This window comes from Pseudomonas sp. BNK-44-b, from assembly GCF_047456245.1.
Taxonomy (GTDB): Bacteria; Pseudomonadota; Gammaproteobacteria; order Pseudomonadales; family Pseudomonadaceae; genus Aquipseudomonas; species Aquipseudomonas machongensis.
In genome coordinates this window covers 1,086,777-1,111,114 of record NZ_CP179908.1, presented here as the reverse complement: position 1 = coordinate 1,111,114, position 24,338 = coordinate 1,086,777, and the positions used below count along the sequence as shown (strand labels likewise).

Sequence of the window (24,338 nt, the reverse complement as noted above, 5' to 3'; positions counted from 1 at the left end):
AACTTTGAGCTTCGCCCAGGTAGGATTTTGCGCGTATACCTGTGGAGAAAGCTCCGATGTTCCGAATGCTGTTCTGTGCCACCCTCTTAACCACTTCATTCGCCTGCTCGGCTGCTGACGTTGTACACGGCGGTAAGGAAACACTGACCGTTCTGAGTTCCGGCGGGATCATGGGCGCCATCCGGGAAGTAGCGCCAGCGTATGAGAAGAAATATGGCGTGAAGCTGGAAATTCTAGCCGCCCCATCGATGGGGGATACCCCACAGGCCATCCCGAACAGACTCGCTCGTGGTGAGCAGGCGGATGTTGTGCTGATGGTTGGTTCGGCCCTCGACAACTTGGTCGCCAGTGGACAAGCCGACAAAACGAGTCGAATAGATCTCGGGAAATCTTTCATTGCCATGGCCGTTCGCAAAGGTGAACCGAAGCCGGACATAAGCACCATGCAGACCTTACGCAAAGTGCTGCAAGATAGCAGCTCTGTCGCTTACTCCGACAGCGCAAGCGGGGTATATCTTTCCAAGACGCTGTTCCCTCGCATGCAGCTTGGTGAACAGTTCGAATCCAAGGCTCACATGATACCTGCCGAGCCCGTAGGCGCAGTGATCGCTCGCGGCCAAGCACAGATCGGCTTTCAACAGCTCAGTGAGCTTAAGCCAGTAAAAGGTATCGACATCGTTGGTCTGATCCCGGCAGAAGCGCAGAAAATGACCCTGTATTCGGGCGCTGTCGTCAACAAGAGCCAGCATCACGCCGCAGCCCAGGCGCTGCTCGATTACCTGGCCTCACCAGAAGCCGACGCAGCGATCAAAGATAGTGGCTTGACGCCGCTACCTCATGCAGCAAGCTGACGACGCGCGCCGACATTGACAACCCGGCTACGCAAGACACGACGGTCTTGCCTCGGCCTTCGCTGCGCGAGTGTCGGCTTTGGGTCGAGAGCATTCCGTCACGACCCGCAAGCCGCCGCTCGCCTTCAACCCTGTTTCAGTTGGCCGCATAGACTCGCTGAATGGCCCATATCCTCGGCCGTTCCTACAGACGCGGGCTTGTACCGCGATCATTTCGTAGCAGTCAGCCCGCCACACCCAGCAGGTACATGAGCCCGGTCAGGGTCAGCAGCGAAGCCACCGTCGACAGCAGGATGGTGCGCGAAATGAGCCCCGCCTCGCGGTTGTAGTACTCCGCCAGCATGAACGGCCCGGTCCCGGTCGGCAGCGCCGCCAGCAGCACCGCCGAGGTCGCCCACATGGTCGGCAGGCTGAACACCTTGAAGGCCAGCACCCAGGTCAGCGCCGGTTGCCCGACCAGCTTGAGCCCCACCAGCGGCCAGGGGCTGGCCTGCGCGCCGCTGCGTTTCTGCGCCAGGAATGCCCCCAGCGACACCAGCGCGCAAGGCGTGGTGGCCAGGGCGAGCATGTCGAGAAAGTGCATCACCGGCTCGGCCAGGCCCAGGCCGGACATGGCCCAGGCGGCGCCGGCCAGTGGCGAAATCACCAGCGGGTTCTTCGCCAGTGCCTTGGCCACCAGCATTACGGCGCGGCCGATCTGGCGTTCTTCCTGCAGGCCGATCTCGATCAGGGTCAGGGAAATCGCGAACACCAGGCAGACCACGATCAGCGACGAGATCAACGCCGGTTGCAACCCTGGCTGGCCGAACAGCAACAGGCACAGCGGGATGCCGATGTAGCCGGTGTTGGCATAGCCTGCACTCAAGCCATCGATGCTCGAGGCCACCAGGCTGTGGCCGCTGAACAGGCGCCAAGCGAGGGTGATGAAGAACATTGCCAGCGCGCCGGCACCGAAGGCGACGATGAAGCCGGGGTGCCAGATTTCGCTCCAGGTCGCGGTGGCGGTCACCTTGAACAGCAGCGCCGGCAGGCACAGCCAGACCACCATGCGGTTGATTTCGGCGGCGGCCTGTTCGCCGAGCTTGCCGGTCTTGCGGCATAGGTAGCCGACCAGGATCAGGGCGAAGATCGGCGCGACGATGACCAGGATGGTATGCATGGGCGCCTCAGGCCTTGCCGGCCAGCGCCGGGCTGCGGCGGTCGCCCAGGCGGCTCAGCCACACCGAGGCGAGGATCACCGCACCGCCGATGAACAAGCGCCCCAACGGCTCGTGCTGGTTCCAGATCAGCAGGTTGAGCAGCAGGCCCACCGGCACGTGCAGGTTGTTCATCACCGCCAGGGTGCCGCCGGAAACCAGGCAGGCGCCCTTGTTCCACCAATACAACCCCAGCGCGGTCGGGCACAGGCCGAGGAACAGCAGCACCAGCCATTGCACGTCGGTGCTCGGCAGGTGCTGGGCGTTGCCGAACAGCAGGAAGGCCGGCAGCACGACGATCAGCGCGCCCAGGTAGAAGTAGCCAAAGCGCTTGTAGTGCGGCAGGTCGCTGGGGTGGCGGGCGATCAGGTGACGGTACAGGACCTGCCCGGCGGCGTAGGTGAAGTTGGCCAGTTGCAGGAGCAGGAAGCCCATGAAGAACTCGCCGCTGATGCTGTCGAAGCGGATCACCGCTGCGCCGGCCACCGCGACCAGCGCCGCAAGCAGCGCCCAAGGGTTGAAGCGGCGGTTCAGTGCATCTTCGATGAGGGTGACGTGCAGCGGGGTGAGGATGGTGAACAGCAGCACCTCAGGCACGGTGAGCACGCGAAAGCTCAGGTACAGGCAGACATAGGTGATGCCGTACTGCAGCGCGCCGATCAGCAGCATCGAGCGCATGAAGCGCGGTTCGACCTGGCGCCAGCGGGTCAGCGGCAGGAACACCAGCCCTGCCAGCAGTACCCGGGCCAGCACGGCGAAGTAGCTGTCGACATGGCCGGCCAGGTATTCGCCGATCAGGCTGAAGGAAAACGCCTGGATCAGCGCGACGATAATCAGGTAGCCCATGGTTGCCTCTCGTGGATCAAGGCGGCGACCTTAGCGGGTACGGGGTGTTCTGGGCAACCGGGAGGAAGATGAAGATGCGGCGGTGGATGGCACCGGTTGTGCTGGTGTTCGCGGGACCAGCCCGCTCCCGCAACTCACATCCGTGAGTGCCACAGCGCCTTTGTAGGAGCGGGCTTGCCCGCGAACACCGGCGGAGCCGGTGCCATCCACCGCGGCGACCTTTTCGCGGGCAAGTCGGAGCGCCGAACCGCCGCTCCTACAGGGATTGGGCTGGTCTTTGGATTTTGAAAAAGACAGTTGCTCCAGCCAGAGCTTGCCTGTCAGCGCTGCGCGTCGAGCTCGGCCATCAGCACTTCGACCAACTGCGCTGCCGGCATCGCGCGCGCCCGGTGGGCGCCGGTACCGGCCCATTGTGCGGCGAAGTCACTGCAGCCCTGGGCAGTCGCCACGCTATTGAGCGCCTTGTTGGCATCGTAGGCGCGGGGATAATCCGGCACGCCCGCAGCGCTCGCCACCTCGAACGCGCGGTTGACCATGCCCCGCGCAGGCCGCCCGGAAATTGCGCTGGTGATCTGCGTCTGCCGCGCCCGAGGCCCGGTCAGCGCCTCACGATAGGCCGCGTTGGCCGCCGACTCCGGGCATAGCAAGAACGCTGTACCCAACTGCGCCGCACAGGCGCCCTGCGCGAACGCCTGGGCGATGTCTGCGCCGTCCATGATCCCGCCGGCCGCGATGATCGGCAGTTGAACGTGATCAGCCAGCAGGCGTACGAGTGCCAGGGTGCTCAATCGATCATCATGATCCTGGTCGAAGATCCCGCGGTGGCCGCCCGCTTCGTAACCCTGGGCGATCAGTGCATCGACCCCGGCTCGCTGTACCTGCAGCGCCTCCTCCACATTGGTCACGCAGGCCAGCAGCACGATACCGGCCGCCTTGAGCGCCTCGATGAACGACTGCGGCGGCAGACCGAAATGAAAGCTCACCACTGCCGGTTTTTCTTCCAGCAGCATCTGCAGCATCTCGGGGTCTTCGACGAACGAGCGATAGATTTCCCGCAGGCTCTGCGGCGGCTGGGCCTGGAACTCGGCAAAGGACGCTTCGAGCGCTTGCAGCCAGGCATTCTCGCGCACGTCATCTCGCAGCGCCGGGCGGTGGCAGAACAGATTCACGTTGAACGATTCTTGGGTCAGCGCGAAGGTTTCGCGTATGGACTGGCGAGCCTGCTCGACCGAGCACGCGCCGATCGCGATCGACCCCAAGCCACCCGCATTCGATACCGCCGCCGCCAGCGCTGGCGTAGAAACGCCCGCCATGGGCGCCTGGATGATGGGGAAACGCACGTTCAGCAAAGCCTGGATGTCAGTGGTCATGGAGGTTGCTCATCATGGATTGCTCATCGCAGCGCAGGCGACGGCGGGTGGCTCATGGCGGGCGCGCGTGTCCGTTGGCGTGGAGCGAGCCCAGGGTTGACCTTAAGCGCACCCATGGATTTTCACAAATGATGATAAATGATGAGTTCCATCACTGATCATGAAGCAGCAGACGGGACCGGTTGCCCCCAAGCCACTGGATAACCGTGCATGAAATGATGCATAAACATGCCATCAATCATAATCAGTGATAGGTAGACCTCATGGAAATGCGCCAGTTGAAGATCTTCTGCGCCGTGGCCGACCTGGGCAGTTTTACCGCGGCCGCAGCCAGGATCAACACCGTGCAATCCAACGTGACCATGCGCATCAAGGAGCTCGAGGCGGAGCTCAACCGCGAGCTGTTCATCCGCAGAAAGTCCGGCGTCGTGCTCACGGCCGCGGGCGAGACGTTTCTCGGGTATGCCCGGCGCATCCTGCAACTGACCGAAGAAAGCCGCAGCGCCCTGCTCGATACCGGCGTACCCAACGGCCCGCTGCGCCTGGGCTCGATGGAGACCACCGCCGCCATTCGCCTGCCGAAGATCCTCACCCGCTACCGCGAGCAGCATCCCGATGTGCAACTGTCGTTGCTTACCGGCACCACTGCCGAACTGATCAAGGCCATCGAGTCCCACCGGATCGATGGCGCTTTCGTCGGAGGGTTTCACCAGAATCCGATGCTTGCCCAGCAAGAGGTGTTCTGCGAGGAATTGGTGCTGGTCAGCAGCGACCAGTTCGATTCGCTCGACAGCTTGATGGGGCGAATGCTCTCGCAGACAGTGCTGGTGTTTCGCAGCGGCTGCTTCTACCGCTCCACCTTGGAGAACTGGTTCTACCGGGTTGGCCTGGTGCCCAACCAGATCATGGAAATGGGCACCCTGGATGGCATCCTTACCTGCGTGTCGGCCGGAATGGGCGTGACCCTGTTACCCAGGTCGGTGACGCAGAACTGCAGCGTGCGCCATGCGCTTCGCTGCCATGAACTGCCCGCGGAATTCTCTCGCGTGTCCACGGTGTTCATCCGTCGCCAGGATTCGCTGCCGACTTCGGCGATGAGCGCCTTCATGGAGATGGCGCAGCAGCGCAGGGAAGTGGCGGATCTGCACTGAGAGTTTTGCGCGCAAAAAAAACCCGGTCATGCACATGACCGGGCACATACACCCAAAGGAGCAACAGGTGTCAGGGTTGGGAATTCGTGGATGCCTCGCGCTTCAAGCCACTGCGGCCAGCTTCGCCTTGGCCTGGTTCAGCCCCTTCTCGTGGAAGTCGCCACTCATGTTCAGGCCCTCGGCGTGAATGAAGTTCACCTCGTGGATACCGATGAAGGCCATCACCTGGCGCAGGTAGGGTTCCTGGTGATCGCTGGTGGCGCCGGCATGGATGCCGCCACGCGCAGTCAGGACGATCGCACGCTTGCCGTTGAGCAGCCCCTGCGGCCCGGTCGGGGTGTACTTGAAGGTGATGTCGGCACGCAGCACGTGGTCGAGCCAGGCCTTGAGGGTGCTGGGGATGGCGAAGTTGTACATGGGCGCAGCCATCACCAGTACGTCGGCGGCCAGCAACTCATCGGTCAGCTCGTTGGAACGGGCCAGCGCTTCGATTTCAGCCGCGCTGCGCTGTTCCTCGGGTTTCATCCAGCCACCGAGCAGGTTGGCGTCCAGGTGCGGCACCGGGTTGACCGCCAAGTCGCGTACCTTGATCTCGTCGGCAGGATGCGCCGCTTGCCACTGCTGGATGAAGTCGCGGGTCAGTTGACGGGAAACGGAATCCTGCTGGCGGGCGCTGCTTTCGATGATCAGTACGCGGGACATGGGGTGCCTCCATCGGCAAAAAGGGTTGCGATTCAATGGAGGCGAGATTAAGGCTTGACCTATCGATAAAAAAGCGTAAAAAGTGGGACCAATCTATCGATTAATCTGTTTTATTCAGGTTTGCAGCTCAGGTCGATGCGCAGCTTGATGATCTGCCGGTTGAACTTGGCAGTGACGTCGACGCTCTTGCCGGCCGGCACATTGACCCGACGCACCCTGGGTGCTTCCGGGCCGTTGCGCATGTTGACCTTGCAGGCAGCCGGCACCTGTCCATAGTTGTTCAGGCTGATGCTGCCGATGTCGTAGGCGGTGTCGTACGCGGTGTAGTCGAGCTTGACCCCTTCGATCTCCTTTTGCACATCGATCGGATAGGCCATGGCGCTCAGGGGCAGGGACGTCAGCAGTACCGCAAACCATTTCTTCATTTCGCGCTCTCCTTGTAGTGAGCGCAGCTTAGGACAACAGGAGCCGAAGATGAAAGCGCCGCGCGTGACCCTGGATCAGTGGCGAACCCTGCAGGCGGTCGTCGATCACGGCGGCTTCGCCCAGGCCGCCGAAGCCCTGCACCGCTCGCAATCCTCGGTGAGCTACACCGTGGCACGCATGCAGGAGCAACTGGGTGTGCCGCTGCTGCGCATCGACGGGCGCAAGGCGGTACTGACCGAGGCCGGCAGCGTGCTGCTGCGTCGCTCGCGGCAACTGGTCAAGCAAGCCAGCCAGCTCGAAGACCTGGCTCACCACATGGAACAGGGCTGGGAGGCCGAAGTGCGCCTGGTGGTCGATGCCGCCTACCCCAGCGCCCGCCTGGTGCGTGCGCTCAGCGCCTTCATGCCGCAAAGCCGCGGCTGCCGGGTGCGCCTGCGTGAAGAAGTGCTGTCCGGGGTCGAGGAAGTACTGCACGAAGGCATCGCCGACCTTGCCATCAGCAGCTTCAACATTCCCGGCTATCTGGGCGCCGAGCTGAGCGCGGTGGAGTTCGTCGCCGTCGCCCACCCCGAGCACAGCCTGCACCGCCTGGGCCGAGAGATCACGTTCCAGGACCTGGAAAGCCAGTTGCAAGTGGTGATCCGCGACTCTGGCCGCAGCCAGCCACGCGACGTTGGTTGGCTCGGTGCCGAACAACGCTGGACCGTCGGCAGCCTGGGCACCGCGGCGACCTTCGTCGGCAGTGGCCTGGGCTTTGCCTGGCTGCCCCGGCACATGATCGAACGCGAGCTGCGCGAGGGCCTGCTAAAGCCTCTGCCGCTCGATCAGGGTGGCAGTCGCCACCCGCTGTTCTACCTTTACTCGAGCAAGGAAAAGACCTTGGGTCCGGCCACGCAGATCCTCATCGAGCTGCTGCGCAATTTCGACACCGCGCCACTGGACGTGCCCTTCGCAGCCCCCCCGCAAGCCTGAGAGGACCGCGCCCATGGCCTGTTTCGAACGTGACGGATGCCTGCTGCACCATGAGGAACATGGCCAGGGCGAGCCCCTGGTACTGCTGCACGGGCTCGGTTCGAGCAGCCAGGACTGGGAACTGCAGGTCCCCGAGCTGAGCCGTCACTATCGGGTGATCCTGATGGACATCCGCGGCCACGGCCAGTCGGCCAAGCCTCGCCACGGCTACCAGATCAAGACCTTCAGCGAAGACTTGCTGGCCTTGCTCGACCATCTAAACACTGGCCCGGTGCACTTCGTGGGCTTGTCCATGGGCGGCATGGTCGGCTTTCAGTTTGCCGTCGACCATCCGCAGTGGCTGCGCAGCCTGTGCATCGTCAACAGCGCCCCCGAGGTCAAGCGCCACAATCTCGAACACTGGATCTGGTGGGCCAAGCGCTGGAGTCTGGCACGCCTGCTCAGCGTCGAGACGGTCGGCCAGGGCCTGGCCGCGCGCCTGTTTCCCAAGCCCGAACAAGGCGAACTGCGGCGCAAGATGGCCGAGCGCTGGGCGCGCAACGACAAGCGCGCCTATCTCAAGAGCTTCGACGCCATCGTCGACTGGGGCGTGCAGGAACGCATTGGGCAGATCCAGTGTCCGACGCTGGTGATTGCCGCCGACCACGACTACACCCCGATACAACAGAAAGAACGCTACGTTGCCCTGATGCCCCACGCGACACTGGCGGTCATCGAGGATTCGCGGCACGCTACGCCCCTGGACCAACCCGAGGTCTTCAACCAGACCCTGCTGCGCTTTCTCGCAGCCGCATCCACCTCTCAAGGATCATTGAGCCCATGCTGAAGAAACTCCTGCTCACCGCCTGCTCGTTCGCCTTCGCCGCCAGTGTCATGGCCTCCGACAAGACCCCTCACGTGCTGCTGGACACCAGCTTCGGCCAGGTGGAGATCGAACTGAACGCCGAAAAAGCGCCGATCAGCACGAAGAACTTCCTGGCGTACGTCGACAGCGGCTTCTACAACAACACCATCTTCCACCGCGTGATCCCGGGCTTCATGGTCCAGGGCGGCGGCTTCACCGATCAGATGGTGCAGAAGAGCACCAAGGATCCGATCCGCAACGAAGCCAGCAACGGCCTGCAGAATACCCGTGGCACGCTGTCGATGGCGCGCACCTCGAATCCTAACTCGGCGACCAGCCAATTCTTCATCAACGTGGCCGACAACGACTTCCTCAACCCCGGCCGTGACGCCGGCTACGCCGTATTCGGCAAGGTGACCAAGGGCATGGAGGTGGTCGACCAGATCGTCAACTCCCCCACCACGGTCAAGAAAGGCATGCGCGATGTACCGGCCGATCCGGTCTACATCAAGTCGGCCAAACGTATCGACTGATCGCGGGTCTCACAGGATGTGAAGCCGCCCGCGAGCGGGATCAACAGGAGTTTCCATGCTGTACCGTCGCTTCGAGCAACTGATCGACATTTTCCGTGAGGCGCCCAGCGAGGCGCCGCCGAGCACGGTCTGGCCGTTCTACCTGTACTACCTGCGTCAGGTCTGGCCGAGCTTTCTCGCCTTGCTGGTGGTCGGCCTGGTCGCCTCGCTGATCGAGGTGGCCTTGTTCAGCTACCTGAGCCGGATCATCGACCTGGCCCAGGGCACGCCCAACGTCAACTTCTTCAGCGAGCACAGCACCGAGCTGATCTGGATGCTGGTGGTCGTGCTGGTGCTGCGGCCGGTGTTCTTCGGCCTGCACGACCTGCTGGTGCACCAGACCATCAACCCGGGAATGACCAGCCTGATCCGCTGGCAGAACCACACCTATGTGCTCAAGCAGAGCCTGAACTTCTTCCAGAGCGACTTCGCCGGGCGCATCGCCCAGCGCATCATGCAGACCGGCAACTCGCTGCGCGACTCGGCGGTGCAGGCGGTGGATGCGCTATGGCACGTGCTGATCTACGCGATCAGCTCGTTGGTGCTGTTCGCCGAGGCCGACTGGCGCCTGATGATTCCGCTGCTGGTATGGATCGTCGGCTATATCGCCGCGCTCTACTACTTCGTGCCACGGGTCAAGGAACGCTCGGTGGTGTCGTCTGACGCACGCTCCAAGCTCATGGGGCGGATCGTCGATGGCTACACCAACATCGCCACCCTCAAGCTGTTCGCCCACACCGACTACGAACAGCAGTACGCCCGCGAAGCGATCAGCGAGCAGACCGAGAAGACGCAACTGGCTTCACGGGTCATCACCAGCATGGATGTGGTCATCACCACCCTCAACGGCCTGCTGGTGGTCGCCACCACTGGCCTGGCACTGTGGTTGTGGAGCCAGTCGCTGATCAGCGTCGGCGCCATTGCCCTGGCCACCGGCCTGGTGATCCGTATCGTCAACATGTCCGGTTGGATCATGTGGGTGGTCAACGGCATCTTCGAGAACATCGGCATGGTCCAGGATGGCCTGCAGACCATCGCCCAGCCGGTTTCGGTCACCGACACGCCCAATGCCCCGGCATTGAAAGTCAGCCGTGGCGGTGTGCGCTTTGACGATGTGGATTTCCACTACGGCAAGGGTGGCAAGGTCATCGATGGGCTGAACCTGGATATTCGCCCGGGCGAGAAGATCGGCCTGATCGGCCCGTCCGGCGCGGGCAAGTCCACGCTCGTCAACCTGCTGCTGCGCCTGTACGACGTGCAGGGCGGACGCATCCTCATCGATGGCCAGGATATCGCCCAGGTCAACCAGGCCAGCCTGCGTGCGCAGATCGGCATGATCACCCAGGACACCTCGCTGCTGCACCGCTCGATCCGCGACAACCTGCTGTATGGCAGGCCGGACGCGAGCGACGAGGAAGTCTGGGAGGCGGTGCGCCGCGCGAGGGCTGACGAGTTCATCCCGCAGTTGTCCGACGCCCAGGGCCGCACCGGCTTCGACGCCCATGTGGGCGAGCGTGGGGTCAAGCTCTCCGGCGGCCAGCGCCAGCGCATCGCCATTGCCCGCGTGCTGCTGAAGAACGCGCCGATCCTGATCATGGACGAGGCGACCTCGGCGCTGGACTCGGAAGTCGAGGCGGCGATCCAGGAGAGCCTTGAAACCCTGATGCAGGGCAAGACCGTGATCGCCATCGCGCACCGCCTGTCGACCATCGCCCGGATGGATCGGCTGGTGGTGCTGGAGAAGGGGCGTATCGTCGAGAGCGGCAGCCATGCCGAGCTGCTGGCTCAGCAGGGGTTGTACGCCCGGTTGTGGCATCACCAGACGGGCGGGTTCGTCGGAGTCGATTGATATCGCCTCAAGGGCCTTTTCGCGGGTAAACCCGCTCCCACAGGTACCGCGCTGTCCGTCAGTGCAACGCGGTACCTGTGGGAGCGGGCTTGCCCCGCGATAGGGCCGACACAAACCCCACTCAACCCCGCCGATACGGCAGCATCTCCCGCGCCTGCAGCGCATACTCCCTTACCCCGTCCCGCTCCTGCGCCAGGAACTCGTCCACTGCCCGCCGCAACCCCGGGTGCAGCAGGTAATGCCACGAGCGCGTCAGCACCGGCTCGAATCCGCGAATCAGCTTGTGCTCCCCCTGGGCCCCGGCGTCGAACCGCTGCAACCCTTCGGCAATCGCATAATCCATGCCCTGGTAGAAGCAGGTCTCGAAATGCAGGCGGTCGAATTCGTCCAGGCAGCCCCAGTAGCGACCATAGAAACTGTCGCCGCCGACCAGGCTCAAGGCCATGGCCACGTCGCGGCCGTTCTGCCGTGCGACCACCACCCGCAGCGCCTCGGGCATGCGCTCGGCCAACAGGCTGAAGAACTCGCGGGTCAGGTAGGGCGCACGTCGCCGCACCGCATAGGTGTTGGCATAGCAGCGGTAGACGAAATCCCAGCGCGCCTGGTCAAGCTCATCGCCACGCAGCCACTGGAAGTCGATGCCCTGCCCGGCCACCTGTTCGCGCTCCTTGCGCATCTGCTTGCGCTTGCGCGAACTGAGGGTGTCGAGAAAGTCCTGAAAGTCCCGGTAACCACGGTTGCGCCAGTGGAACTGGCAGCCCAGGCGCTCCATCCAGCCCGGCTGGGCGAGCATCTGCTCGTCCAGGCTGCTGTCGGTGAAGTTGATGTGCGCACCGGACAGCTCACCCTTGACCAGGTACTCCGGCAACGCCTGCAACAACAGCAGGGCGTCAGCGGGGTCCGCGCTCAGCAGGCGCGGCCCGCTGACCGGGCTGAACGGCACTGCCCCGAGCAGCTTGGGGTAATAGGCGATACCCGCACGCTCACAGGCATCGGCCCAGCCATGGTCGAACACGTACTCACCGAACGAATGCCATTTACGGTAGGCCGGCAGTAACGCCCGCACCTCGCCGTCACGCTCCAGCACCAGGTGCTCGGCGGCCCAGCCGGTCTGGCGGCTGACGCTAACGCTGTCTTCCAGCGCACTGAGAAAAGCATGGCTGAGGAACGGCTGGCCGGCAGGCACCAGCGCGTCCCAGGACAGTGCCGGCAGATCACGCAGGTGGGCAAGGCTGTAGAGGCTGGTCACGACGTCGGCTCCCTGAACACAGGTCGCCAGTATCGCCAAAGGCGCCGGATCGCTCAAATGACGATGACTGTTCTTATAACCATGTGAGTAATTACTTAACAGCAGTGCCACTAAATAGACATTATTCTGTAATCCCCCCTCGCAATACTTGCGCCTGTTTTTCGGATGCCGAGAACCTGTCTAGTCAGGCCTTTTCCGGAGACATGCCAACTTGGGGGTGGGCGCACAAAAGCCTCCCCACAATTTTCCAATAGGGAGAACCTTATGCGTCTTGTTTCTACACTTACCGGAGTTAGCCTCACCGGCATGATGCTGGCCCTGAGCGCCCCGGCCAGTGCTGCAGTCGACGCCAAGCTGCTCGAAATGCTCCGCGCCAACGGCTCGATCAACCAGGCGCAGTACAGCGAACTGCAGGCCGATCTGGCAAAAGAAACCAAGGAAAAGGCCGACCAGAAGGCACAGTCCGAGCGCCTGAGCTCCTTCGAACAGAAAGTGGCATGGGCCGCCAAGACCCAGATCAAGGGTGACGTGCGCCTGCGTTACGAAGACGTCAACGTCGACAACCCACGCAGCGGCAGCGGCAACCAGGACCGCGAGCGCGTCCGTGCCCGCGTCGGCTTCTACAGCGAAATCAACCCGCAGGTCGACGCTGGCGTGCGTATCGCCACCGGCAGCAGCGCCGATGGCCGCTCGACCAACCAGAGCCTGGATAACTACTTCGAAAAGAAATCGCTGTGGGTCGACCTGGCCTACCTCGACTGGCACCCGACCGCCATCCCGAACCTGCACCTGATCGGCGGCAAGATGCAGCAGCCTTGGGTGAGCATGGGCGACATCATCTGGGATAGCGACCTGAACCCTGAAGGTGTGGCTGTCACCTACAAGACCAACCTGGGCGGCGCCGAGCTGTTCGGTAGCGCCGGTCAGTACACCCTCAAGGACAACGTCGACGGCGACGGCGTGCAGTTCAAGCACGACGCCCAGCTGTACCACGGCCAGTTGGGTGCTCGCTTCGCACCGGCTGATACCCTCAAGGTCACCGTTGGCGGCAGCATCTACGGCTACGACAACGACAAGGAATCTGCCGCTCTGCGTCAGTTCGGCAACACCACCACCGAGTTCAACCTGGTGGAAGGCTTCGGTCAGATCGACTTCACCGGCTTCGCCATCCCGCTGGCCGCCTACGGTCAGTACGTGAAGAACACCGACAGCACCGACGGCGAAGACAAGGCCTGGCTGGCGGGTGTGAAGACCAAGCTCGGCGCCTGGAGCCTGGACTACAACTACCGCGACGTACAGCGCAACGCTGTGGTCAGCGCCTTCACCGACTCCGACTTCGGCAACGGCTTCACCGGTAATCGTGGTCACAAGTTCAAGGTCGGTTACGAAATCGACAAGAACTTCGCTGTCGGCGCGGCTTACCTGATGGCCAAGACCGACCGTTCGCAGCTGCCGAACACCGACGCGGACGTCGACACCCTGCAGGTCGACCTGGAAGCCAAGTTCTAAAAGAACGCTCCCCTGCGTAGCTCAGCGGGAAGTGCCGACCCCATCCGGCGCTTCCCGCTTTTTTTCGTCTGCTGAAAATACAGCGGCCTTTTCACGGGCAAGCCCGCGAAAAGGCCGCAGCCGTTATCAGCGCTTGCGCAGAATCACACTGCCAATCGAATACCCCGCCCCGAACGAGCTCAGCACCGCCACCGATCCTTGCTCCAGGTCATCCTGGTACAGGTGGAAGGCAATCACCGAGCCGGCCGAACTGGTGTTGGCATAACGGTCGAGAATCACCGGTGCCTCCTGCTCGCTCACCTCACGTCCCAGCAGCTTCTTGACGATCAGGTGGTTCATGCTCAGGTTGGCCTGGTGCAGCCAGAAGCGCTTGACGTCGGACGGCTGCAGGTCGTTCTCGGCCAGGTGCTTGCCGATCAGCTCGGCGACCATCGGGCAGACTTCCTTGAACACCTTGCGCCCTTCCTGCACGAACAGCTTGTCGCGGGTGCCTTCACCCTCCTCCGCCGCACGGTTGAGGAAGCCGAAGTTGTTGCGGATATTGTTGGAGAACGAGGTCAGCAGCTTGGTGCTGACGATGTCGAACTGATGCTTCGATGTCGCCTGGTCGGCGCGCTCGAGCAACACGGCAGTGGCGGCATCACCAAAGATGAAGTGGCTGTCGCGGTCACGGAAGTTCAGGTGGCCGGTGCAGATCTCCGGGTTGACCATCAGGATCGCCCGGGCCTGGCCGAGCTGGATGCTGTTGGCGGCGTTCTGGATGCCGAAGGTGGCCGAGGAGCAGGCCACGTTCATGTCGAAGCCGAAGCCCTGGATGCCCAAGGCCTGCTGCACCTCGATGGCGATCGCAGGATAGGCGCGCTGCAGGTTGGAACAGGCGACGATCACCCCATCGACGTCGGCAGCGGTACGACCGGCGCGCTCCAGCGCCTGGCGGGCTGCAGCCACGGCCATTTCGCAAAGAATGGAGTACTCGTCATTGGAGCGCTCCGGCAGGCGTGGCTTCATGCGCTGCGGGTCGAGGATGCCGGCCTTGTCCATGACGAAGCGGCTCTTGATGCCCGACGCCTTTTCGATGAACGCCGCGTCGGACAGCGGCGCCGGCTCGACCTCGCCACGCTCGATGGCGGCGGCGTTGTCTGTGTTGAACTGTTGCGACCAGGTGTTGAAGGATTCCACCAGTTCTTCGTTGGAGATGCTCTGGGCCGGGGTATACAGGCCGGTGCCGCTGATCACGACGTTGTGCACGGTCGTTCCTCTGGTCTGTGGCCTGCGCCTGGCGGGCGTTGGCCGGGATGGGCTGTGATTAATGGCACTTTAGTGCCAACTTGAGATCGTCAGCGAGGGCTGCGCCCTCGATCGCGGGGCAAGCCCGCTCCCACAAAGTGAGAGCGGGGTTGCCATGCGATGGGCCGCAACGCGGCCCAAATTGCACCAATATTGCCACAACTCAGGGAATTTAGGCTTCCACCAAACTCCACTGCTTGCTCAATCGCTTATCGGAAACCGCCACTTTCGTCCCCAACTGCTGCGCGAACAGCGACACCCGGTATTCCTCCAGCAACCAGCGATACAGGGTCAGTTCGGCGTCACGCTTGCCCTCCTGGGCATGCTTGTCGGCGCGGGTCTTGTACTGCGTCCACAGGTTGCCCAGCTCGCCGCTCCAGACCCGGTCCTTCTGCACCTGCGAGCCCAGCTTCTCCAGGCGCAACTCGATGGCCTTCAGATAGCGCGGCAGTTCCTTGAACCACTGCGCCGGCGTCTCGCGCACGAAGCCTGGGTACACCAGGTTGCCCAGTTGCTGCTTGATATCGTTCAGTGCCACCGCCTGGCTCAGGTCGATCTTGCCCTTGAAGCGCTTCTGCAGGCCATGCCACAGCTTGAGCACTTCCAGGGTCTGGCGCGCCAGCCGCTCGGCATGCTCGGCCCAGTCGCCACGCTTGCGTTCGGCGAGCGAGGCCAGCGCGGCGCCGTCGCGCGGCAGTGGCGTCTCGCCTTCGAGTACACAGCTGTCGAGGCTGGCCAGCAGGATATCCTCGACCAGCGACTCGACCCGGCCCAGCTCGCGGTACAGCAGCCCCAGCTCGGTCAGCCCCGGCAGCTTGCCGCGCAGGAACTTGGCAGGCTCGGCCAGCTGTTGCAGCAACAGGCGCTGCAGCGCGCGGCGGTGCTGGAATTCAGCTTCGGCCTGGGTCGAGAAACGCCCCTCGCGCACCGCGCCGTTGTCTTCCACCAGTGCCGGATACACCGTCAGCGAAAGGCCGGCGATCTTCTGCTGGGCAGTCTGCGCCACCTGGGCGAAGGCCTTGGCCTGCACCGGCTGTTCGGTTTTCTCGCTACGTGGCAACGCCAGCGCGGCCTGGCTGGCAGCGACGAAGCGCGCGGTCAGCTCGGCCAGGTCGCGGCCTTCGCCGAGGAACTTGCCCTGGCCATCGACCACTTCGATGTTCATGCGCAGGTGTCCTTCGACCTGCCCCGCCGATTCGGCCCACGCCTCGTCCGAGACGCGCGCCCCGGTCATACGCAGCAGTTCCTGGCCCAAGGCCTGCGGCAAGGCGCCCTGGCCGAAGGTCATGCGCGACAACGCCGCCTTGACGAAGTCCGGCACCGGCACGAAGTTCTTGCGCAAGGCCTTGGGCAGATTGCGCACCAGGGCCACGCACTTGGCCTCCAGCAGCCCCGGCACCAGCCACTCCAGGCGTTCGCCCGGCAGGTTCGGCAACAAGGGCGCCGGCACCCGGACGGTGACACCGTCGCGTGGATGATTGGGTTCGAAGTGATAGCTCAGCGGCAGGCGCAGGTCGCCCACCTGCAGGTGGTCCGGGTACTGCGCGGCGGTGACTTCGCTGGCCTCACGGGCGAGCACGTCCTCTTCGCGCATGATCAGCAGGTTGGCGTCCTTCTGGCTGTTCATCCGATACCAGCTGTCGAAGGTCGCGGTCTGGTGAATCTCATCCGGCAGGCGCGCCTCGTAGAAGGCGTACAGCGTCTCTTCGTCGGCCAGGATGTCACGACGGCGGGCCTTGGCCTCCAGCTCATCGAGCTGCTCGAGCAGGCGCTTGTTGGCCGACAGGCACTTGGCCCTGGACTGGATCTCGCCACCGACCAGCCCCTCGCGGATGAACAGCTCGCGCGAGGTCACCGGATCGATCGGGCCGAAGTGCACCGGGCGTCGACCGACCAGGATCAACCCATACAGCGTGATCTGTTCATAGGCGACCACCTGCCCGCGCTTCTTCTCCCAGTGCGGCTCGAAATGGTTCTTCTTGATCAGGTGCCCGGCCAGCGGCTCGATCCAGTCCGGCTCGATCTTGGCGACCATGCGCGCATACAGCTTGGTGGTTTCCACCAGCTCGGCCGCCATCACCCACTGCGGGCGCTTGCGGCCGATGCCGGACGAAGGGTGCACCCAGAAGCGCCGCTGGCGCGCGCCCTGGTAATCACCCTCTTCGGTCTTGTGGCCGATCTGGCTGAGCAGACCGCTGAGGATCGCCTTATGCATGCGCTGGTAATCGGAGGCATCCTTGTTCACCGCCAACTGCAGGTCACGGCAGATCAGCGACAGCTGGCGGTGCGCATCACGCCACTCGCGCAGGCGCAGGTAGCTGAGGAAGTTCTTGCGGCACCAGTTGCGCAGCGGATTGGCGGTCAGCGCCTGGCGCTGCTCCTCGAAGCCGCGCCACAGGTTGACCAGCGCGGCGAAGTCCGAATCGACATCTTTCCACTGCGCGTGCGCCTGGTCAGCGGCCTGCTGGCGCTCCGGCGGACGCTCGCGCGGGTCTTGTACCGACAGCGCACTGGCGACGATCAGCACTTCCTGCAGGCTGCCCTGGCGGGCACCTTCGAGCAGCATGCGGCCCAACCGCGGGTCGATCGGCAGGCGCGCCAACTGGCGGCCCAGCGGCGTGAGCTGGTTCTCGCGGTTGACCGCCGAGAGCTCCTGCAACAGGTTGAAGCCGTCGCTGATGGCCTTGCCATCCGGCGGCTCGATGAACGGAAACGCGTCGATCTCGCCCAGGCGCAGGTGGAGCATCTGCAGGATCACCGCCGCCAGGTTGGTGCGCAGGATCTCAGGGTCGGTGAAGGCCGGGCGGCCGTTGAAATCATCCTCGCTGTAGAGGCGGATGCAGATACCCGGCTCGACCCGCCCGCAACGGCCTTTACGCTGGTTGGCGCTGGCCTGCGACACCGCCTCGATGGGCAGGCGCTGGACCTTGGCGCGGTAGCTGTAGCGGCTGATGCGCGCGGTACCGCTGTCGATCACGTAGCGGATGCCTGGCACGGTCAGCGAGGTTTCGGCAACGTTGGTCGCCAGCACCACGCGTCGGCCACTGTGGGACTGGAAGATTTTCTGCTGCTCGGCCGGGGTCAGGCGCGCGTACAACGGCAGGATCTCGGTGTGGCGCAGCTGCGCCTTGCGCAGGATCTCGGCGGCATCGCGAATCTCGCGTTCGCCGGGCAGGAACACCAGCACATCGCCCGGGCCCTTGCCCTGGCTGCGTTCGTGCTGGGCGATTTCATCCAGCGTGGCGAGGATCGCCTGGTCGACCGTGAGGTCGTCCTCGACCTGGTTGCCCTCCTCGTCCTGCTCGCTGGTCAGCGGGCGGTACCAGGTGTCCACCGGGTAGGTACGGCCGGACACCTCGATGATCGGCGCGCCATCGAAGTGCTTGGAGAAGCGCTCCAGGTCGATGGTCGCCGAGGTGATGATCAGCTTGAGGTCGGGGCGCCGGTGCAGCAGGGTCTTGAGGTAGCCGAGCAGGAAATCGATGTTCAGGCTGCGCTCGTGGGCTTCGTCGACGATGATCGTGTCGTAGCGTTCGAGGAAGCGGTCGTGCTGGGTTTCGGCCAGCAGGATACCGTCGGTCATCAGCTTGACCAGGGTGTTGGAGTCGCTCTGGTCCTCGAAGCGCACCTGGTAACCGACCAGCGCCCCAAGGGGTGTGCCGAGCTCTTCGGCAACCCGCGTCGCCACGCTGCGCGCGGCGATCCGGCGTGGCTGGGTATGGGCGATCAGGCCATGACTGCCGCGGCCCAGTTCCAGGCAGATCTTCGGCAACTGGGTGGTCTTGCCCGAACCGGTTTCGCCGGCGATCACCAGCACCTGGTGCTCGGCCAGGGCTTTCTTGATCTCGTCGCGCTTGGCGGCGATGGGCAGGCTGTCGTCGTAGCGGATGCTCGGCACGCTCTGCTGGCGCGCGGTGACCTGGGCGCAGGACGCCTGTACCTTCTCCACCCACTGCGCCAGCTTGCCCTCGTCGGGGCGCTTGCGCAGCTCGTGCAGTTGCCGCCGCAGGCGATGGCGGTCGGCGATCATGGCGTGGTCGAGGTTTTGCAGCAGTTTGTCGATGGCGTGGTCAGTCATGGGGCTTTCTGATGATGCAGGTGAGCCTGCTTTTGCATGATCGGCATTCTTGAGAATGCGCGATTGTCGCAGATTTGCCGGTTCTCTGCTGCCTGTACCGGCCTCTTCGCGGGCGAGCCCGCTCCTACAAGGACTGAGCTGGCTATCAGATTTTGAACAAGACAGTTACCCCCTACGCGAGCGTGCACCCCGGCAATTTCCGATCAGCCCCGATCCCGTTCGAAATACCGCGAACGCTTGAACAGCAGTCGTGTGCCAGCCATCGTGAAAAAGACGGTCCAGACCAAACCGTCGAGCAACAGGTTTTCGTGCTCACCCAGTTTCGTGCAACTCGTAATCGCTGCTGCCATGAAAACCAGATACATGAACACTCGGAGCCTGCTAGACCGGAACAGCCAGTCGACGCCTACCGCGAGAATGCAGATGAAGCCAATTGCAACGACGTCAGCCATCACTACCCCGGATTAAATGATCAGCATCAGGCTGCTGGACTGTGGCCCCCTATCCATTACGGTCTGAACATCTCGTAGGACTACTCCGAAACCCAATCACCAAGCGGCGCAAATGTTTAGCCAGTTCTGGAGTGAACGTCGCCATTCACTGCTTTAATCAACCTTATCCACCATGTGAGTATCCAGGGCATGATTCCCGACCCGATCACCGCGCCCCCGCTGTCACGCCCTTCGCTGCCGAAGGTCAGGGCCCGCGCCGGTGAAAATCCGTTGGTCCACATCATCCTCGCCTTCTGGGCCCTGTGGCACTGCCGCCATGCTCGCCCGCCGGATACCTCGCTCGCTGTCCATTGACGCCTACCGCAGCCCTGCGGCTGCCTGAATCCGTCCGACGCACCGCGCCAACCCGCGGTGGTCTTGTGCGCCCCTGAACGACAGGGGCGCGAGCGAGCCCCCATGCACTTTGCCAACCCCGAGCAAGCCCGCCGTTTCCTGGCCGAAAACCCCGACATCGACCTGATCGAACTGTTCATCCTCGACGCCAACGGCGTGCCGCGCGGCAAGCTGCTGCACCGTGACGAGCTGATGGCGGTATATGAAAGCGGCCGGCCGCTGCCCAGCACCATCCTTGGCCTGACCCTCAATGGCGACGATGTGGAAAATTCGGGCCTGGTCTGGGATGTCGGTGACATCGACTGCCGCGCCTACCCCCTGGACGGCAGCCTGGTACGCCTGCCCTGGCGCCGGGTGCCGACCGCCGCAGTGCAGGTCAGCATGCACCCCAGCGAAGGCCAGCCCGCCAGCATTGCCGACCCGCGCCATGTCCTGCTGCGCACCATCGAGGCCCTGAAGGCCGACGGTTATCACCCGGTGATGGCCTGCGAGCTGGAGTTCTACCTGCTCGACCAGCAGCGCGATGCCCAGGGCCGCCCGCAACCGGCGCTCGACAGCGACGGCGGCCGACCACGCAGCACACAGGTTTATGGCCTGCGTGAGCTGGAACAGATCGAGCCCTTCCTCGCCGACCTGTATGCCGCCTGCAAGGCCCAGGGCATTCCGGCACGCACGGCGATTTCCGAGTATGCCCCCGGCCAGGTGGAAATCACCCTGGAGCACGGCGATGCGCTGGCAGCGATGGACCAAGCCGTGCGCTACAAGCGCCTGGTCAAGGGCGTGGCCCATGCCCACGGCATGCAGGCCTGCTTCATGGCCAAGCCCTTCGCCCAGATCGCCGGCACCGGCATGCACATGCACCTGAGCCTGGCTGACAGCGAAGGCCGCAACCTGTTCGCCAGCGAAGACCCGGCCGGTACGCCGCTGCTGCGCCAGGCCGTGGCGGGCATGCTGCGCCACCTGCGCGATTCGCTGCTGCTGTTCTGCCCCAACGCCAACTCGTTCCGCCGCTTCCAGGCCAACAGTTATGCGCCGCTGGCGCCGACCTGGGGTGTCGACAACCGCACCGTGAGCCTGCGCGTACCCGGCGGCCCGGCCCCCAGCCGACACATCGAGCACCGTATCTGCGGCGCCGATGCCAACCCTTATCTGGCTGCCGCGGCCATTCTCGCCGCCACGCACCAAGGCATTCGCGAACAACTGGACCCCGGCGCTCCGGTCGAGGGCAACGGCTATGCCCAGGCCACCGAGCACCTGCCCACCGACTGGCTCACCGCCCTCGATGCACTGGAGCACTCGGTTTGGGCTCGCGAAGCGCTGGGCGATGCGTTCCTCGGGGTATACCTGAAGGTCAAACGCGCCGAATACCGCCAGTTCATGGCCGAAGTCAGCGAACAGGACTGGCGCTGGTACCTGCACCAGGCCTGAGCCCTACCCTATTCAGAACAAGGAACACCCCATGAACGCAGCACTGAACAACGGCCCGGCCCAGCGCGCACCGTCCTACTACAGCGCCACCCTCAACGATCGGACCGAGTACCCGACGCTCAACGGCACCGAGCAGGTTGATGTGGCGATCATCGGTGGCGGCTTCACCGGCGTCGCCACCGCCGTGGAGCTGGCCGAGCGCGGGCTGAAGGTCGCCATCGTCGAGACCAACCGCATCGGCTGGGGCGCCAGCGGGCGCAATGGTGGCCAGGTGACTGGCAGCCTGTCCGGCGACGAGGCCATGCGCACGCAGATGCGTGACCGGCTCGGCAGCGAGGTAGACGATTTCATCTGGCACCTGCGCTGGCGCGGGCACCAGATCATCGAACAGCGCGTGGCGCGCTACGGCATCCAGTGCGACCTCAAGCGCGGCCACCTGCATGCCGCAATGAAGCCGTCGCACCTGGAGGAACTGCGCGCCTTCGAAGCCGAGGCCCAGCGCCGTGGCATGGGCGACCAGGTGCAACTGCTCGACCGCCAGGGCATCTCGCGCCACCTGCAGAGCCCGCTGTACCTCGGGGCACTGAAGAATACGCGCAACTTGCACCTGCATCCGCTCAACCTGTGCCTGGGCGAGGCGCGGGCTGCGCACAGCCTCGGCGCGCTGATCTTCGAAAATTCGGAAGTGCTGGATATCGTCCACGGTCCGAGTCCGGCAGTGGTTACCGCCAATGGTCGAATCGAGGCGCGCCAGATCCTGCTGGCGGGCGATGTGTACCACAAGCTCGAGCAGCGCCAGCTCAAGGGCAAGATCTTCCCGGCCATGGGCGGGATCGTCACCACCGCGCCGCTGGGCGAGCTGGGCGAGCAGATCAACCCCGAGGACCTGGCGGTGTACGACTGTCGCTTCGTGCTCGACTACTACCGCCTGACCGCCGACAAACGCCTGCTGTTCGGAGGTGGCGCCAACTATTCAGGGCGTGATTCGCGGGACATCGAAGCCGAGCTGCGCCCTTGCATCGAGCGCACCTTCCCGGCGCTCAAGGGCGTGCCGATCGAATTCAAGTGGAGCTGCGCCATGGGCATCGTGGTCAACCGCATCCCACAACTGGGCAAGCTGTCGGACAACGTCTGGTACTGCCAGGGTTACTCCGGGCATGGCATCGCGACCAGCCACATCATGGGCGAGATCATGGCCGAGGCGTTGACCGGGACGCTGGAGAAGTTCGACACCTTTGCCGCGTGCAAGCACATCAAGGTGCCGATGGGGGATGTGCTGGGCAATCCGCTGCTGTCGGTGGGGATGTGGTACTACCAGATGCTGGAAAAGTTGCGCTGAAACCAAAACCGGCCCGCTCTTGCAGGAGCGGGCCGGTGTGAATCAGGCGATCTTCTTCAGCCCCAGCTTCTTCATCTCTTCGTCGCGCAACTCACGACGCAGGATCTTGCCGACGTTGGTGGTCGGCAGGGCATCGCGGAACTCGATGAACCGCGGCACCTTGTAGCCGGTGACGTTGGCACGCATGTGCTCCATCACCTGTTCCTTGGTCAGCGTGACACCTGGCTTGGCGACGATGAACATCTTGATCACCTCGCCCGACTTCTCGTCAGGCACGCCGATCGCGGCACATTGCAGCACGCCCGGCAGGGCGACCAGCACGTCTTCCAGCTCGTTGGGATACACGTTGAAGCCCGAGACCAGGATCATGTCCTTCTTGCGGTCGACGATGCGCATGTAGCCGTCGGGCTGAATCACCGCGATGTCGCCAGTCTTCAGCCAGCCTTCGCTGTCGAGGATCTCGGCAGTGGCGTCTTCGCGCTGCCAGTAGCCCTTCATCACCTGCGGGCCCTTGATGCACAGCTCGCCGACTTCGCCCAGCGGCAGTTCCTGGCCGCTGTCGTCGATGACCTTGCACAGGGTGGACGGCACCGGGATACCGATGGTGCCGATCTGGTTGGCTTCGGACGGGTTGACCGCCGCCACCGGGCTGGTCTCGGTCATGCCGTAGCCTTCGCAGATGGCGCAGCCGGTGACCGCCTTCCAGCGCTCGGCCACGCTCAGTTGCAGGGCCATACCGCCGGAAAGGGTCACCTTCAGCGCCGAGAAGTCCAGGCTGCGGAAGGTTTCGTTGTTGCACAGGGCGACGAACAGGGTGTTCAGCCCGACGAAACCGCTGAACTTCCACTTGCCCAGTTCCTTGACCATCGCCGGCAGGTCGCGCGGGTTGCTGATCAGCACGTTGTGGTTGCCGATCAGCATCATGGCCATGCAATGGAAGGTGAACGCATAGATGTGGTACAGCGGCAGCGGCGTGATGATGATCTCGGAGCCTTCCTGCAGGTTCGAGCCCATCAAGGCGCGACACTGCAGCATGTTGGAGACCAGGTTGCGGTGGGTCAGCATCGCGCCCTTGGCCACACCCGTCGTGCCGCCGGTGTATTGCAGCACAGCCACGTCATTGGCTTGCGGGCTGGCCTCGATGACCGGCTGGCCGCGGCCCTTGGCCAGTGCGTCGTTGAAGCGCACCGCCTGGGGCAGGCTGTAGGCCGGCACCATCTTCTTCACATACTTGATGACGCTGTTGATCAGCACGCGCTTGAGCGGTGGCAGCAGGTCGGCCACCTCGGTGACGATGACGTGCTTGACCTGGGTCTTGGGCAGGACCTTCTCGACCAGGTGCGCCATGTTGGCCAGGCACACCACGGCCTTGGCACCAGAATCGGTGAACTGATGCTCGAGTTCACGCGCGGTGTACAGCGGGTTGGTGTTGACCACGACCAGGCCGGCGCGCATGGCACCGAACACAGCGACGGGATATTGCAGTACATTGGGCAGTTGCACGGCGATGCGATCGCCGGGCTTGAGGTCGGTGTGCTGTTGCAGCCAGGCCGCGAAAGCGCCGGACAGGGTATACAGCTCGCCGTAGGTGAGGGTCTTGCCGAGGTTGCTGAACGCCGGTTTGTCGGCGAAACGCTGGCAGGATTGCTTCAGTACGGCCTGGATGTTGGGGAATTCGTCAGGATTGATTTCCGCCGTAATTCCGGCTGGGTATTTATCCTTCCAAAAATGTTCGATCATGGAAGCCCACTCCTTTAGCAACAGCGAATTCTTCACGCGTCGATGCGTTTATTATTGATATGAGATGAAGGGATTCATTGCAAA

At 63.6% G+C, this 24,338-nt stretch carries 19 protein-coding genes; 9 read left to right on the top strand and 10 right to left on the bottom strand.

From position 1 onward, the window contains the following. Positions 1-56 precede the first annotated feature (56 nt). Complete coding sequence (locus ACMGGG_RS05355; RefSeq protein ID WP_063543736.1) at positions 57-851, top strand: substrate-binding domain-containing protein; 795 nt, start codon at positions 57-59, stop codon at positions 849-851. A 223-nt stretch (positions 852-1,074) separates the two neighbouring features. Here the strand turns inward: ACMGGG_RS05355 and ACMGGG_RS05350 are convergent, their stop codons facing one another. The 3 genes from ACMGGG_RS05350 to ACMGGG_RS05340 all read right to left on the bottom strand — a co-directional run bounded on the left by ACMGGG_RS05350 (position 1,075) and on the right by ACMGGG_RS05340 (position 4,263). Continuing rightward, entirely contained in the window at positions 1,075-2,010 is a 936-nt protein-coding gene (locus tag ACMGGG_RS05350; RefSeq protein WP_065861469.1) for an AEC family transporter, read from the bottom strand. 7 nt (positions 2,011-2,017) lie between these two features. Beyond that, positions 2,018-2,893, bottom strand: a complete 876-nt coding sequence (locus ACMGGG_RS05345) for a carboxylate/amino acid/amine transporter (RefSeq protein ID WP_054893292.1) — start codon at positions 2,891-2,893, stop codon at positions 2,018-2,020. A gap of 320 nt (positions 2,894-3,213) precedes the next feature. Next, positions 3,214-4,263, bottom strand: coding sequence for an NAD(P)H-dependent flavin oxidoreductase (locus ACMGGG_RS05340; protein ID WP_414155004.1), 1,050 nt, complete (start codon positions 4,261-4,263; stop codon positions 3,214-3,216). Between the two features lie 263 nt (positions 4,264-4,526). On the opposite strand from ACMGGG_RS05340, the gene ACMGGG_RS05335 reads away from it, so the two are divergent. After that, complete coding sequence (locus tag ACMGGG_RS05335) at positions 4,527-5,414, top strand: LysR family transcriptional regulator (protein ID WP_063543728.1); 888 nt, start codon at positions 4,527-4,529, stop codon at positions 5,412-5,414. Positions 5,415-5,516: 102 nt separating this feature from the next. Here the strand turns inward: ACMGGG_RS05335 and ACMGGG_RS05330 are convergent, their stop codons facing one another. Continuing rightward, positions 5,517-6,116: an FMN-dependent NADH-azoreductase gene (locus ACMGGG_RS05330; protein ID WP_414155003.1), complete on the bottom strand. Its 600-nt coding sequence runs from the start codon at positions 6,114-6,116 to the stop codon at positions 5,517-5,519. Positions 6,117-6,226: 110 nt separating this feature from the next. Then, positions 6,227-6,541, bottom strand: a complete 315-nt coding sequence (locus ACMGGG_RS05325; protein WP_414155002.1) for a 3-phosphoglycerate kinase — start codon at positions 6,539-6,541, stop codon at positions 6,227-6,229. 49 nt (positions 6,542-6,590) lie between these two features. On the opposite strand from ACMGGG_RS05325, the gene ACMGGG_RS05320 reads away from it, so the two are divergent. The 4 genes from ACMGGG_RS05320 to ACMGGG_RS05305 are packed head-to-tail and all read left to right on the top strand — an operon-like array spanning position 6,591 to position 10,779. Beyond that, complete coding sequence (locus ACMGGG_RS05320) at positions 6,591-7,514, top strand: LysR family transcriptional regulator (protein ID WP_054893297.1); 924 nt, start codon at positions 6,591-6,593, stop codon at positions 7,512-7,514. Positions 7,515-7,527: 13 nt separating this feature from the next. Further along, positions 7,528-8,340 (top strand): alpha/beta fold hydrolase, encoded by an 813-nt coding sequence (locus ACMGGG_RS05315; RefSeq protein ID WP_063543724.1) that lies wholly within the window; start codon positions 7,528-7,530, stop codon positions 8,338-8,340. Then, positions 8,334-8,891: a peptidylprolyl isomerase gene (locus tag ACMGGG_RS05310; protein WP_063543722.1), complete on the top strand. Its 558-nt coding sequence runs from the start codon at positions 8,334-8,336 to the stop codon at positions 8,889-8,891. The genes ACMGGG_RS05315 and ACMGGG_RS05310 overlap by 7 nt, the downstream gene beginning before the upstream one ends. Before the next feature lie 55 nt (positions 8,892-8,946). Continuing rightward, the gene (locus ACMGGG_RS05305; protein WP_054893300.1) at positions 8,947-10,779 is read left to right on the top strand and encodes an ABC transporter ATP-binding protein; all 1,833 of its coding nucleotides are present in this window, start codon (positions 8,947-8,949) and stop codon (positions 10,777-10,779) included. A gap of 121 nt (positions 10,780-10,900) precedes the next feature. Here the strand turns inward: ACMGGG_RS05305 and ACMGGG_RS05300 are convergent, their stop codons facing one another. Then, positions 10,901-12,028, bottom strand: a complete 1,128-nt coding sequence (locus ACMGGG_RS05300) for a GNAT family N-acetyltransferase (RefSeq protein ID WP_063543720.1) — start codon at positions 12,026-12,028, stop codon at positions 10,901-10,903. Positions 12,029-12,292: 264 nt separating this feature from the next. Here ACMGGG_RS05300 and ACMGGG_RS05295 point away from each other — a divergent pair, with 264 nt between their 5' ends. Further along, entirely contained in the window at positions 12,293-13,537 is a 1,245-nt protein-coding gene (locus ACMGGG_RS05295) for a putative porin (RefSeq protein WP_054893302.1), read from the top strand. A gap of 126 nt (positions 13,538-13,663) precedes the next feature. Here the strand turns inward: ACMGGG_RS05295 and ACMGGG_RS05290 are convergent, their stop codons facing one another. The 3 genes from ACMGGG_RS05290 to ACMGGG_RS05280 form a co-directional block, all read right to left on the bottom strand. Next, positions 13,664-14,785 carry a beta-ketoacyl-ACP synthase III gene (locus ACMGGG_RS05290; RefSeq protein WP_125930473.1) on the bottom strand — a complete coding sequence of 374 codons (1,122 nt, stop codon included), beginning with the start codon at positions 14,783-14,785 and terminating at the stop codon, positions 13,664-13,666. Between the two features lie 211 nt (positions 14,786-14,996). After that, entirely contained in the window at positions 14,997-18,902 is a 3,906-nt protein-coding gene (gene hrpA / locus ACMGGG_RS05285; RefSeq protein WP_414155001.1) for an ATP-dependent RNA helicase HrpA, read from the bottom strand. A gap of 203 nt (positions 18,903-19,105) precedes the next feature. Beyond that, positions 19,106-19,354: a hypothetical protein gene (locus ACMGGG_RS05280; RefSeq protein ID WP_065861458.1), complete on the bottom strand. Its 249-nt coding sequence runs from the start codon at positions 19,352-19,354 to the stop codon at positions 19,106-19,108. 456 nt (positions 19,355-19,810) lie between these two features. Here ACMGGG_RS05280 and ACMGGG_RS05275 point away from each other — a divergent pair, with 456 nt between their 5' ends. Both ACMGGG_RS05275 and ACMGGG_RS05270 read left to right on the top strand, forming a co-directional pair. Beyond that, complete coding sequence (locus ACMGGG_RS05275) at positions 19,811-21,175, top strand: glutamine synthetase family protein (RefSeq protein ID WP_414155000.1); 1,365 nt, start codon at positions 19,811-19,813, stop codon at positions 21,173-21,175. A 31-nt stretch (positions 21,176-21,206) separates the two neighbouring features. Next, positions 21,207-22,514 (top strand): NAD(P)/FAD-dependent oxidoreductase, encoded by a 1,308-nt coding sequence (locus tag ACMGGG_RS05270; protein WP_414154999.1) that lies wholly within the window; start codon positions 21,207-21,209, stop codon positions 22,512-22,514. 42 nt (positions 22,515-22,556) lie between these two features. Here ACMGGG_RS05270 and fadD1 read toward each other — a convergent pair whose 3' ends face one another. Next, positions 22,557-24,254 (bottom strand): long-chain-fatty-acid--CoA ligase FadD1, encoded by a 1,698-nt coding sequence (gene fadD1 / locus ACMGGG_RS05265; protein WP_065861455.1) that lies wholly within the window; start codon positions 24,252-24,254, stop codon positions 22,557-22,559. Between the last annotated feature and the right edge of the window lie 84 nt (positions 24,255-24,338).